This is a genomic window from Providencia sp. PROV076 (genome assembly GCF_028483405.1).
Classification (GTDB): Bacteria; Pseudomonadota; Gammaproteobacteria; order Enterobacterales; family Enterobacteriaceae; genus Providencia; species Providencia huaxiensis.
Window position 1 is genome coordinate 15,439 of sequence record NZ_JAMPRR010000005.1, and the last position, 14,283, is coordinate 29,721.

Consider the following 14,283-nt stretch of genomic DNA (forward strand, 5'->3'; position numbering starts at 1 on the left):
TAGCACAAAAAACTGGTTTTTTTGACATTCTCCAAGGTAAATAAAATCAGCATGTTTATAACAACGATAAAAAAACCTGCCGAAGCAGGTTTCTAATATAGGCGTCAGTTTAATTATTAAACATGTTTTAAATCTGCATCATCATTTTGATTGAATATTGCTTTATCTGTTTCACCCATCAACTGGCTGGTCACTGTGCCTGCTGTCATTGAACCACTGACATTCAATGCAGTACGGCCCATATCAATTAATGGTTCAACTGAAATTAACAGGGCAACTAATGTGACAGGTAAACCCATCGCAGGCAGTACAATTAACGCTGCGAAAGTTGCACCTCCACCGACACCAGCAACACCCGCTGAACTGATAGTAACGATACCAACGAGTGTCGCTATCCATAGTGGGTCGAATGGATTAATACCCATTGTTGGCGCGACCATCACGGCTAACATTGCAGGATAGATACCCGCACAACCATTTTGACCAATTGTTGCACCAAAGGATGCAGAGAAACTAGCAATCGATTCAGGGATACCAAAACGACGTGTTTGTGTTTCAATATTCAGTGGAATACTTGCAGCACTTGAACGGCTAGTGAATGCAAAGGTTAAAACTGGGCCTGCTTTCTTAAAGAACTTAATCGGGTTCAAGCCTGTTGTCGCAACTAAAATGCCATGTACAACAAACATAATGCCTAATGCAACATAGGACGCAATAACAAAAGTTCCTAGGTTGATGATGTCATGTAAGTTTGAACTTGCTACGACTTTAATCATCAGCGCCATCACACCATACGGTGTTAAACGCATGACTAAGCGAACTAATTTCATTGCCCAAGCTTGCATAACATCAATCGCTGCTAAGGCTTTTTCACCACGTTCTTTATCGTCTTTAAACAATTGTAGTGCGGCAACACCCAGGAAGGCGGCAAAAATAACGACACTAATAATTGATGTTGGGTTTGCACCCGTTAAATCCGCAAATGGGTTTTTTGGAATAAACGATAAAATTAGTTGAGGTACGGTTAAGTCAGAAACTTTCCCAATATAGTTGCTTTCTATTGCAGATAAACGTGCTGTTTCGGATTGACCTTGAACTAAGCCTTCCGCAGTTAAGCCGAATACATTGGCAATTAAAATACCCACTAACGCTGCAATAGCGGTGGTAAATAACAAGGTGCCAATTGTTAAAAAGCTTATTTTACCTAGCGAAGATGCTTTATGTAGCCTTGCCACTGCACTTAGTATTGAAGCAAATACCAATGGCATAATCACCATTTGTAATAGCTGCACATAACCATTTCCGACAATATTAAACCACAGAATGGAGTCTTTTACCGTTTGGTGGCCACTACCATACACGAGGTGCAGTACTACCCCATAGGCAACACCGAAAACCAGGCCAACTAACACTTTTTTAGATAGGCTCCAGCCTTTAGCCCCTAGTTTTGCTAACAGTATTAGTAGTGCTACAAAGCCGAGCACATTAATAATTAGAGGAATATTCATTCCGAACTCCAAATCATATTTTTATAAGGTATGTTACTTGCCCTTTAGTCCTTATTGGTTATAAGGATTTAGTTGCTTCAAACAACTGGTTATATGTTATCAGCTGATAAAACACATTTCTTATATCAAAAAGTAATAAGATAGTATTATTCATACTTACATTATATTACAAAACTATAATTTATGTGGGGAGATATGTATCTATTTGATTATGAATATATTTCATAATCACATCAATATGACTATAAAAATCGAATTGATAACCAGCAGGTAACAAGCAGGCACAAACAGTCAAAACAATGGCGACAAAGCGTTCTCCACGTTGGCTATTTTTACCGCGGATCATGGGAAAACAAAAACGCTGGGGGAGTGGCCATAGTAACGGTACTCCCGAAGGCGTGAGCATATCGGCGACGAGATGACTGATATAACCCAATAAAAAGGCTTGGATAATATCAGCTGGGATTGCCCATTCAGAAGGTAGCCATTGATAACAAGAAATCATCAAGAGAAACCATGCAACTAGGCTATGAGTAAACCCCCGGTGCCCACACAGTTTGGATATGGGTAGTGAAAAAATCCGCAGTAGTCGACCAGGAATTGAAGAAGGGTGGTCAATATCGGGCAATAATGCGCCTAATAAGGCCCCTGGAACCATGTGCAGCCAATCACCATGAGCAATCTCTGGGGTGATTTGAAGTTTATGAGCCATTATCAAAGAGGCGACGGAAAAAAGCAGATGCCCTTCAGCTGTCATGGTGGATAAAATACCATCTGTTTATCTATACAGTTGATTGGCAGTATAAAGTGTTTGAAAAGAATATGATAGTAGTAGAAAGGTAAAAAAACTCTTATTTATTAGCAGATAAGGGAAGAGTTTTATAATCTGACACAATTCCCCTACCTAAGTTAGATAGGGGAGAACACTTATTAGGCACACAAAGTATTTTTAACGTAAATGTTCAGCTTTTAAGTCATTCAATGAGGCTAATTTGATATCCGCTAAACCAAAGCGCGGGTCATTAAAATGCTTGCTATCAGGTACCACAATTGAACGCATTCTGGCGGCTTTTGCAGAAATCATACCGTTAAATGAATCTTCTAATGAAACACAATTGACTGGTTTAGTCGATAACTCAGCTGCTGCTTTAAGATAAACTTCAGGATGAGGTTTACTCAAAGGTAAGTCAGACGCAGAAATAACCGCAGAGAAATAGTCACGAATATCCAGAAGGTTTAGTACTTTTTCCAACATATACAAAGGAGAGGCGGAAGCCAGTGCAATTTTTAAATCCATTGAACGGCAAAGTTCCATGGCATGCTGTACGCCAGGTAGAATAGGGCGAGTTTCTTCAACTAAGCCAACAACACGGTCAATGATACGTTGTGTGGCTTCTTCTTGGCTACATCCTTGCCAAGGGGAGGCGTGGTACCAAAGCTCCACCACATGGTCAATACGTAAACCTAAAATATCAGGCAGGGTATCTGCAATTGAAACGTCGACACCCAATTGTGAAAAAATCTCAAGTTCAGCCTGTGCCCAAAACGGTTCCGAGTCGATCAGTAAACCATCCATATCAAAAATGACCGATTGGATGGGAAGATTATGGTACATGTCAAAACTCCATTCATGTCGTATCTATTAACGAAGGAGCAATGATATCAGTAAACTGACCTCAAGCGTATTACTTGAGTTAGTATTAAAACAATATTGAAGGATATTCGGACTGCATGAAGTAGAAATATCATGATAATGAATAACCACACTATTTTGATTAGTCTGAAAGTCTAAACATTGTTATCAATTATGAATTGAAATTTGGAGGCAATGAATATTTTCAGCTATGATTAGCCTTGAGAAATCATTGTAAAAACTTATCAAAAATAATAACGCTGAGGAAAAGCAGTAATGAATTACCATAATGCCAATTATGTCGCAGTCGGCAAACGTATTCTGGGTTGGGTTGTTTTTCTGTTAGCATTAATTTCGACATTGGTGTCTTTAATTAAATTGGCTGGCATGAAGGGGCTCGCAGGTGAAGGGGTCAATGCGGTCGCTAATGATTTTATTAAATTAATGGCGGAAATGACTCGTCAAACTACACCATTCCTAAATTTCTTTTGGAATAATTCACCAGTACCTCAAGTCGCTAATGGGTTTTCCGGCAGTAATATCAGTTTTATCATCATCTTTATTTTTATTTTTGTTGGGCTGGCGCTTAGTGCATCAGGTTTGCGCATGTACCGACAAATTAAGTTTATTCGTGAAAGTTTAGAAGATCACGTGATCATAGAAAAAGCAAAAGGCGTAGATATTTCGAAAGAAGAGCTTGAAGCTAAGGTGACTATTCCACGCCATACGATATTCACTCAATTTTTTCTTCTTTATTTTTGGCCAATTGTATTGGGGGTAGGGTTGTATTTTCTTCTGCGTTTCCTTAATTGGTAATTTTCGAATTTTCGTCATACTTCGAGCTGTAGCTGTGTTGGCTTCTTTCGGCTACTTGGGTCACATACTTGTGTATGCTCCCCAAGCTATCCTCAATCGCCGCCTTGCCACAGTTCGAATTATTTAGAAAATTAAATTTTTGTCGTACTCCGAGCTGTAGCTGTGTTGGCTTTTTTCGGCTACTTGGGTCACATATTTGTGTATGCTCCCCGAGATATCTTCATTTGCCGCCTACTCATAACGCAAATTATTTAGAAAATTAAATTTTCGTCGTACTCCGAGCTGTAGCTGTGTTAGCTTCTTTCGCTATTTGGGTCACATACTTGTGTATGCTCCCCGAGATATCCTCAATCGCCGCTTTGCCACAGTTCGAATTATTTAGAAAATTAATTATTTGTCGTGCTAAATGCTAAAAAACAGGAGCTTATTTTTCGTTGAGTAGATTATCAATAATCGAGCGTGCTTGGTGGTAGCTTTGTTCGTTACCAAAGATATGGGCTTGGTTGAGTAGGTAATAGAGCTGATATATTGGCTGTCTATCTAAAAAGCCATTGGGAAGCGGCCAAACGCTTTGGTAGCCATCAATAATTTGGATCGGAAGATCTTGATATAATGGCAACATCGCAATATCACATTCCCTATCGCCCCAATAACATGCAGGGTCATATAGCACCCCTTCAAGATTTTGAGTAATAGCACAGTTAGCTGGCCATAAATCACCATGTAATAAAGAAGGCTGTGGTTGATGTCCAGCAAGTTTGTCCTTAACAATATCGACAATTTGCTGAATATCAGCAAATACCATTCCTTTTTCAGAGGCGAGTTGTAATTGTAAGCCAATACGCTTTTCTGCAAAGAATGAATTCCAGCGCTTTTCCCAACCATTAGGCTGCACAATTGTGCTTAGCATGGTATCAAAATCAAACCCGTAACTAGGCTGTTCTTCCCATTGATGTAAACGCGCTAATTGTTGGCCAAAATGCCATGCATTGGTGTTATCGAAAGGTTTGAGAGGGAAATATTCGAGCAGAAGAAAACTGTGGTGCTTATTGCTGCCAACACCATAAACCTTAGGAACGGTTATCGTTTGGCTTTTAGCGAGCATTTCAAGTTGTTCAGCCTCTTGTTTAAATAAAGGCAAAAACTCACGCCGATTTTGTTTAATGAACACGGTGTGTTCGCCATAGTCAATTCTTAACGTATGGTGAATATCACCACCAGACAGAATGACTTTGTTACGTAGCTCTGCCTCTCCTAAGTGTTCACTTAATAAACGACACATTGCTTGCCACATGACTCACCTCGCTCTGCTTTGGTCTTCATTAATACAATACTATAGCGACAGTTTAGGAATTAACAGTGATAATTGTTTAAAAAGAAGAGGCTATCACGAAATTATAGAACAATTATCAGGTGAATAAACATTAATCTAGCCTATATTCAGCCAAATGAGAATGTTCAGATAATTTAGTCGGAGTGCAAGATCTTGACGCCATCTGTGAGCGATTTCAGGTAAACTGCAAAAAATACTTTCATACTTAAGGAGTGCTATGAACATGGATTTTCAAAAACCGCGTTGGTTAAGAGACTTACTGCGATTTATTCCACTGAAAAGCCAGTTTGTCCTATTTGGTAATGTTCGTGACCTACAAGCCAGCGAAATTGCGCCGACGGTAGTGACACCGCTGCCATTTAACCAAGCACTCTTTAATAACTTATTTCAGGCTGGATATGCCTATGTGATCACCTACACACCACTTATTGGCTTCCAATGCGTGGCAAACTCCAAAGAAAACCCACAAGCGACTGCCACATTGATGCAAAACTTAGGTTTGCATATGGCTGATGATAAAGCCGCTGGTGGTATTGATATGCTAAATCATTTGCTGGAAAAATTTATTAACTACAAGCAGCAGCCAATTGCATTATGTATTGATTTCGCCTCTTGCTTGATTTCCCATCGCGATAATCTAACTCCGGCTGAGCACAGCTTATTTACTCGCGCTCTGGTGGTTTCTCATCAAGCCAAAGCGCGACCAACCGGGGAAAATAACCAGCCGTTCTACAATTCCATTTTTTGGATTGTGGAGAAAGAGACCGACCTGCCAGATTGGTTTTTAGTTAATAACCCACGAATAAGAGCCATTCCCGTGGCGAAGCCTGACAACCAAGTTCGTCGGGTCCTTACGCCAATGTTGCTTGCTTCCTTGGCGGATATTAATGGTATAGAACAGGCTGATAAAGATAGCTTATTTAATGCTTTCATTGATGAAACAGAAGGTCTCTTATTATTAGACTTAACGGCAATAGTACAGCTTGCACGGATTGAAAATGTCCCTGTGACACGTATTAGTGATGCGGTACGGCGTTATAAAGTCGGCATAACGGAAGACCCATGGAAAAAAATTGATAAGCAGAAAATACATAACGCACCAGAGATTATTTCTCGCCGAGTTAAAGGCCAACAACACGCTGTCACCCATTTATTGGACATTATTAAACGTGCAATGACGGGAGTGGGGGGGCATAAAGGTGGTCGGCCTCGAGGCGTTTTGTTTCTAGCGGGGCCAACGGGGGTTGGGAAAACAGAGCTGGCGAAAACGGTCACTCAATTGCTATTTGGTGATGAAAGTGCCTACATCCGCTTTGATATGTCTGAATTTAGCGCTGAACATGCAGACCAACGCTTAATTGGTGCTCCTCCTGGCTATGTCGGTTATGACTCTGGTGGTGAATTGACGAATGCCATTCGTGAGAAGCCATTTAGCGTGGTGCTGTTTGATGAGATAGAAAAAGCGCATCCGCATTTAATGGATAAATTTCTACAAATTATTGATGATGGCGTATTGACCTCCGGCCGTGGAGATCGCGTCTATTTCTCGGAATCTTTAATTATTTTCACGTCAAATCTCGGTATTTATCGCTTGGATGCGAATGGTGAGCGAGTGGCAAATGTGCAACCCAGTGAGCCTTTTGAAACGGTGACACGCAATGTGAAAAGTGAGATCGAACGCCACTTTAAATTAGTATTAAATAGGCCTGAGTTACTCAATCGAATTGGGGAAAATATTATTGTTTTTGATTTTATTCGCCCCGATGTGGCACAGCAAATATTCGAACAAATGGTGGGAAATATCCTTTCTGGTTTGGAAAAGCAATCACTGACTATTTCAATCTCACCACAAGCCAAAGAGACGTTAAAACAACATTGCTTAGCCGATTTATCTAATGGTGGTCGAGGTATACGTAACCAATTAGAAAGCTATTTAATTAACCCGTTATCTCGTGCTGTTTTCGACCAAGATTTGCAACCTAATTCAGCTTATCAAATTGTTGAAATTGCCACAGGCGAAACCACGCAAATCACGTTAGCCGTGATGAGTAATTGATGTGGTGAATATTAGTATTTCACGGATCCATTTCCCAATTACGGCCTTAGGCCCCGGAAAACGTATTGGTATCTGGTTCCAAGGTTGTTCATTACGTTGTAAAGGCTGCCTTTCTCCTGATACATGGCAAGTGAAAGACAATAACATCACGGTAGAACAATTGTTGGAACAGATCACTGAGTGGCTACCGTTGGCAGATGGCATCACGATTTCTGGGGGAGAGCCATTTGAGCAACCTGAAGCCTTATTCGCATTAGTTAGTGGGATTAAACAGCTAACAGATGCGGATATTTTAGTCTATAGCGGTTATCAATGGGATGACATAGAAAAGCGTGTTTCACAAATGGCTCCCTGTATTGATGCCTTGATCAGTGAGCCATTCAAAGTGGATCTTCTGCAAACCCAAATGCTCAAGGGTAGTGATAATCAACAATTACATATGTTGACACCATTAGGAAAAGCACGATTTATGGCATACCAGCGTTCGACGACACCAGAAGATAAAGTACTGGATTTAGCGTTTGACGAAACCGGGCGGCTATTTTTGGCGGGTGTCCCTGAACGTAACGATATGTTGCGCCTACGTACCTTGATTGAGCAGCAAGACCAGTCTTTGCAACAACTAAAAAAATAATTAATTGGATGAATGGATGACCATGATACGTTTTTGCCCACATTGCCAAACAGAGAGACCATTAACTGAAATTTTTTGTGCGGGGCAAATTAGAACACCACAAGGAGATAATCAGTTTTGTGGTTGGGATTTAACCCTTGAAGCCATTCATGAATCTGGCTGGCGTCCTATTGATGAGCCCAATACATCGATTGAGCGTCCACAACTCAATATTGCTGAAAATAATCAAATTATTGAACAAAGAGTTTGTGTGAATGGGCATACCATGGATGAGGGGGATTTTATTTGCCTCGAATGTGGGGAAGATGCTGCGGTTGAGCCAAGCAATGCTGAGGAACAATCTCAACAACTGATAGGCAATTGGCGGCTTGAGCGACGTATAAATCAAAATGATAGTCTACGGGAGCGTTACTTAGTCACACATATTGAAAGTGAAAAAAGTGGCGTACTTACCTTATATCAAAAAGGTGAAGAACCTGATCCAACTATTTACCAAGTACTTCAATTGCTCCCAACAGACCACGTACCTGAATTTTATGAAACAGGCCGCTGGGAAAACCGTGCTTGGCATGTGACTGAATTACTGGAAGGTGGTTCACTCAGCCAATTTATTCAGCAAGGGGATTTTTGGCAACTTCATGAAATTCCGAAATTAGTTGAGGAAATGGGGAAAGCGATAGCGGCATTTACCGAACATGGTTTGCGCCATCGCAACCTATGTCCTGCTAATTTATTGATCCGCAGCCGTGAGCCTTTAGATATCGTTGTTATTGAATATGGCTCTGCGAGTTTGTCTGAATTTGACCTTGATATCGTGACCCCTTTGGATATTTCCCGTTATAGCGCACCAGAAACTTTAGCAGGCGGTGTAAGCGCTGCATCAGACTGGTGGAGTCTCGGGGTTATTTTATTAGAACAGCTAACCCGAGGGCAGTGTTTCGCTCAAGTTCATGATAATGCGTTCTTAATTCAAGTCATGACCAATGGCATTGATTTACCTGATGATTTAGACCCTAACTTACAATTATTATTACGTGGATTACTGTGTCGAGATCGTTTTTTACGTTGGCAATGGCCACAGGTGTCAGCATGGCTAGAGGGGAAAGCCGTCCAAGCCCCACAAACCGTGATAGCAGGCTCGCCAGCTCAATACCATCAAGTCCAGTTTGCAGGTCAGCAATTTTCTCAGCCAGATACTTTTGCCATGGCTGCTGGTGAACAAGCTCATTGGGATGATGCTGTGCAATTTTTGTTACGCGGGGAGTTAACATCATGGCTCGCAAAATTTGATAATAGCCAGGAGCAGCTAAAGCAAATTCAGGGCTTTTTAGACAGTGAAAAATCGCTAGATGGATCCGTGCAAAGTGAAATTAATCAAGATATTAATCTAACTTTAGCCTTAAAAATCCTCAACCCGAATATGCCATTTATTTATCGTGGCGAAATCATCACACCAGCGTGGTTATTAGAACAACCTATTCTTGCTTATACCCTCATTAGTGAGCCATTAACTCAACATATTCAGAATATTGACCCACAACATTGGTTAGTGCAGCTCTACCACCGCCAGTGTTTAGTACGCCAACGCGCTGAACAATTGAATATATTACTCAATGAAGAAAGCTTGAAACTGTATTTGTTGATCACGTCAATAAGCCAGCTCGCCGCGCGTTGGGAATTGCTGCATAGCCAGTTTCCTGACGCTCATAACGAAAGCCTACAAGCCTTATTAGATAGACAGAATCGACAAGAAATTGATTATATTTTATTGCTAAGTGCCGATATTGGGCAATTTGTTTCACTGACCGCATTAGTCGAGCAATCTTTTGAATTAGCAAAACAAAATGATATCCACAGTTTTGATAGCGAAATAGCCAAAAACCAGCTTTTGTTACCAAGAGGGGAGCTATACCAGCTCATTAACCTCCGAGTCAGTGATTTTAAACGAATTGGGCTTCCTGAACTCGATAGTTGGGTGGATAACTTTTTATTAACGCGTCGCTTGCCATTAGAAAAAATACTCGTTTTGCTCGCTATTCCATTCGAACATTGGCAAGTCCCCGAGTCACAAAAATATGTTCTTGAAGTTCTAAGGTTTTTTACACAAAAGCTCACGTCAGTGACACAACGTGGAAACCTAGTGCGCATGCGTTTAACGCAAAATACTGGGCGAGTCGATTTAATGGAATGTGATAGCCCGGTTCGCCGTGCGAATATGCTACTCGAACACTTATTGAACCGTAAAAAAAGTGCGGTTAGCATTGATAGTGATTTATTATTGCAGCATCGAGGCGTCAATAGCCGATTACGGATCCTACAATCAGATACGCAGTTATATCAACGGGATACGGGTATTGATGGCATGTATCTTGGTTTTCCATTCTTATTACTGCACACACAACCGAATCAAATTAAACCGCGAATAGCGCCTTTATTTTTATGGCCGGTTTCGTTGCGTACTTCTTTAGCTCAAAATAGCCCCATTCAGCTTAGTTTTGATCAGGGACGGGGGGCAATACGCTTAAATCCAGCACTCGCAAGCTTTGCGGGTATACCATCAGTGACTGAATGGCAAACAGTATTAGATAATTTATTATCTAAAGCGGGTTTAACCATTGAAGATATGATGGAAACACTTGCGCCTTTATTACCGATACAAGGTACGGAACTGACGCCACTTCCGTCGATCACGACCCCAATTGCAGAGAACAGTGCACAAATCTGTTGTTCAGCGGTACTCTTCCATACCTCGTTTATTGGCCAGGCGATGAGTAGCGATCTACAGCAAATTGCTGGGCTACCTATTTCCCAAACAGCCTTAGCGACAATGCTAAAAGTCTCACCGCTCAATAGCACGAGCGAAACGCAACCAGATAATTTACTTAACCAGTATGCGTTGTCATTGGCCGATCCATCACAAGAACAAGTTGTTCAAGCTGCACAAGCGAACACGGGGCTGCTGATTGAAGGGCCGCCAGGGACAGGGAAAAGTCAAACCATCGTGAGTTTGATTGCGGATGCAATAGGATGTCAGCAAACCGTTTTAGTGGTATGTCAAAAACCTGCGGCATTAGAGGTAGTCTATAAGCGTTTGATTGCTAATGGATTAGGAGATAGAGCGCTATATATCAGCCAAGGCCAAAGAGGCCGTGACACTATTTTGGCAGTGAGGGAGCAAATTGAGCAACTTTGGGAACAAGAAAAAAGCCAGCTCAGTGAGCGTGATTGGTCAGGAGAAAGAATTCATCTTGTTAGTCGCGTTCAGCTATTTGAACGAAAATTAGACAACTACTTTCACTCGATGAATAATATCGACGAAAAGTTTCAAGTTTCTTATAAACAAGTATTAACCCAATTGATTGAACTTGAAAAGCTTCCTCATTTTGATATTGATGAACAGGAAATTAAGCCATTATTAGTGCAACTTGATAGCCATACGATTGAGCAACTAACGGATGACTTGAAGCTACATGCATATACTTGGTGGCAATTGGATTATGAAAATAATGCACTAAACGCCTTAGCACAGTTTACGGTAGAAGAGCCTCAATATTTATTGTTTAATCAATCTATTACAAGGTTGATTGATACTGAAAAACAGCGTGATGAAGCTTACCAAACACAATATCAGCAAATCACGTTGACTCAATTATCGACTCATGAGCAATGGCTAATACAGCATGAAGCACAATTTAACCAATTAACGGCTGAACAATGGCAGGAATTCTCCCGTTGGTTACCACTATTTCGCGGTGAAACGGGAAATTCCATTATTCAGCAACTTGAGCTGTTGTATCAGCGATTATTATCGATTAATGCAGAAAATATCGACCCGTTATTATTCCCTGTGTTTAGGGGGCTTGATAATCAGCATCTTGCCCAATTATCGCGAGCATTGATGGAAACAATGCAAGGGTCATGGTTACGTTTCTTGAACCCGTATTACTACCGTCGGCAAAACCAATTGCAGTCATTTATGGCAACGAGTGGCTTAGCGTCGACGACTGAAAAACAGACGTTAGTGCTTGACACCATTGGTGTTGAGCAACAATGGCGCTTACTTGAAAAAGAATTACAACCATTATATCAACAGCTTGGTCTTGAACTTCAGCCAAACCACCAGTGGCGTAGCACATTGCAACCGCTGGTCATGCAATTAAAACGAGTGGCAGATATGGCTGAGCTTCTCGCTCAGTATCCTGAACCTGTGCATTTTATAGACGCGATTATTCAGCAACAAAGAACGGGGTTTACTCATCAATGCTGTGAAATCAGAGCGGCAATAGCCAAATTACGCGCAAGAACGGAAAGCTTGAACCAACTGAGTGAGCTAGACAGTGTATTTTCACCAGAAACAGTTGAACGGTTTAAAGTGGCCGTGGCAAACGGCGAGTCATATACGGCTGAACTGGTGAAAATAGAGCAACAAAAAGAAAATTTATTGTATTACCAATCATTTAGGTCGGATACGCAACACTTTTCACAACAGCATTGGGGGCTCCTTGTGCTATTAAAACCGGCAATCAAGCAGCTTATTACTACTGGCGGTTTTACAACGCAATGGCGAGAACAATTAGTCCAAACTGTTAATTATTACTTCTGTCTGTTCACTAAAGCGCAGTTAGTGGCAACATTGCCTGCATTAAGTACCAACCACGACCAGCTGATGTCGGATCTAGCCGAACTAGAGAGTGCCCAAAGACAATTACAACAATTCAATAAATTGGCATTGACGGCGAATATAGATATTAAAATGTTAGGAAACCGCCGTGAATGGGAAGAAATTACTCGTTTAGCTGGGCCAAGAGCTCGACGTTTAAGGGAGTTTATACAAGAAGGTAGAGATATTGGGTTAATGCAACTACGGCCGGTTTGGCTAATGACACCCGATGTTGCGAGCCAAGTACTTCCACTTGAAAGCGCTATGTTTGACAGCGTAATCTACGACGAAGCCTCACAGATGCCAATTGAATTTGCATTATCGACCTTATTTAGAGCCAAACAGGCTATTGTGAGTGGCGATGAAAAGCAAATGCCGCCATCAAAATTTTTCACAGGTAAGCTAATTGAAGACGACATTGATGACGAAGACGATGACCAACAAGAATTGGCGGGAGAGCAATGGGATTATCGGCAAATCAGTGATTGTCCTGATTTATTGCATTTAGCGCGAACCGTATTACCTATTCATACATTGGATATTCATTACCGTTCTGCCTATCGAGAACTAATCAATTTCTCCAATTTTGCTTTTTATGAAAATAGGCTCAACATCCCAGCACAATTTTCTGCCAAAATGGTCAGTGAAATTAAGCCATTACAGCTTATTCCAGTTAATGGTACCTATGTTAACCAAAGCAATGAAGCTGAAGCTAACGCCATCGTGGAACATTTGGCTTCAATGTGGCAACGGCCTTTCGAGCAGCGGCCTTCTGTGGGGGTCGTCACGTTTAACCAAAAACAAGCAACATTAATTAACCAAATAATTCAATTACGTGCAGCACAGGATGAAGGCTTTCTTCAGGCGTATACGCAGGAAAACAAACGCACTCATGATGACGAAGATATGTCATTTTTTGTGAAAAATGTGGAAAATGTACAAGGTGATGAAAGGGATGTGATTTTATTTTCTACCACATTTGGTCGTAATGCGCAGGGGACATTCAGGCGTAACTTCGGGGTACTAGGGCAAACTGGTGGAGAACGGCGTTTAAATGTCGCTATCACTCGTGCTCGCCAGCAAGTTGTGATTATGACATCGATGCCAATAGATGAAATTTCTGATTTATTAGCCACTTACCGCAAACCGGAAATCCCACGAGATTATTTACAAGGCTATCTGGCTTATGCATTAAATGCATGTAACCCATTGATGAAAAAAGAAAATGAAAAACTACTCCACCGCATGTGCCATACACAGTCTGCGGTTGGTAGCGAAGCACTCCCACAAAATGCGTTTGTCGATTCGGTCATGGGCTTTATTCGGCAAAGTGGCTGGCAGGTAACCACCTCAAGCCAAAATGGGGTATTCCATTTTGATGGAGTTGTTGAGGAGCAAACCAGCGGCCGTTTGCTCATCGGCATTGAATGCGACATGCCATCACACCCACTATTGAAAACAGCCCGTTCTAGGGAACTGTGGCGTAGCACTGTTCTGACGCGTGTGGTACCCGCACGCTATCGAGTGTCTATTATCGAATGGTATCAAAATCGCGATTTGGCACAGCAACAACTGCATGATGCCATTTCACAGGCTTTATTAACCTCACCACTCTCTCAAATAGAGAGCCAAAATCCGTAAGA

8 protein-coding genes are annotated in these 14,283 nt (G+C 41.4%); 4 read left to right on the forward strand and 4 right to left on the reverse strand.

Features of this window, described 5'->3' with window-relative positions; genetic code table 11:
- Positions 1-116: 116 nt before the first annotated feature.
- From PSF67_RS04140 to hxpB, 3 genes are all read right to left on the reverse strand, one after another.
- A complete protein-coding gene (locus PSF67_RS04140; RefSeq protein WP_125890927.1) occupies positions 117-1,508 on the reverse strand; it encodes an L-cystine transporter in 1,392 nt (463 codons plus the stop codon).
- A gap of 181 nt (positions 1,509-1,689) precedes the next feature.
- The gene (locus tag PSF67_RS04145; RefSeq protein WP_231068485.1) at positions 1,690-2,265 is read right to left on the reverse strand and encodes a metal-dependent hydrolase; all 576 of its coding nucleotides are present in this window, start codon (positions 2,263-2,265) and stop codon (positions 1,690-1,692) included.
- A gap of 192 nt (positions 2,266-2,457) precedes the next feature.
- The gene (gene hxpB, locus PSF67_RS04150; RefSeq protein WP_272676564.1) at positions 2,458-3,123 is read right to left on the reverse strand and encodes a hexitol phosphatase HxpB; all 666 of its coding nucleotides are present in this window, start codon (positions 3,121-3,123) and stop codon (positions 2,458-2,460) included.
- Positions 3,124-3,417: 294 nt separating this feature from the next.
- Between hxpB and PSF67_RS04155 the strand changes: the two genes are divergently transcribed.
- Positions 3,418-3,957, forward strand: coding sequence for a YniB family protein (locus PSF67_RS04155; protein ID WP_102139224.1), 540 nt, complete (start codon positions 3,418-3,420; stop codon positions 3,955-3,957).
- A 424-nt stretch (positions 3,958-4,381) separates the two neighbouring features.
- Here the strand turns inward: PSF67_RS04155 and PSF67_RS04160 are convergent, their stop codons facing one another.
- The gene (locus PSF67_RS04160) at positions 4,382-5,251 is read right to left on the reverse strand and encodes a fructosamine kinase family protein (protein WP_206275863.1); all 870 of its coding nucleotides are present in this window, start codon (positions 5,249-5,251) and stop codon (positions 4,382-4,384) included.
- A gap of 262 nt (positions 5,252-5,513) precedes the next feature.
- Between PSF67_RS04160 and PSF67_RS04165 the strand changes: the two genes are divergently transcribed.
- From PSF67_RS04165 to PSF67_RS04175, 3 genes are read left to right on the forward strand one after another with little or no spacing between them, the layout of a single operon-like run.
- Positions 5,514-7,346, forward strand: a complete 1,833-nt coding sequence (locus PSF67_RS04165) for an AAA family ATPase (RefSeq protein ID WP_272676565.1) — start codon at positions 5,514-5,516, stop codon at positions 7,344-7,346.
- Between the two features lie 4 nt (positions 7,347-7,350).
- Positions 7,351-7,980: a 4Fe-4S single cluster domain-containing protein gene (locus PSF67_RS04170; protein WP_272676566.1), complete on the forward strand. Its 630-nt coding sequence runs from the start codon at positions 7,351-7,353 to the stop codon at positions 7,978-7,980.
- Positions 7,981-7,996: 16 nt separating this feature from the next.
- A complete protein-coding gene (locus tag PSF67_RS04175; protein ID WP_272676567.1) occupies positions 7,997-14,281 on the forward strand; it encodes a protein kinase domain-containing protein in 6,285 nt (2,094 codons plus the stop codon).
- Positions 14,282-14,283: the final 2 nt, after the last annotated feature.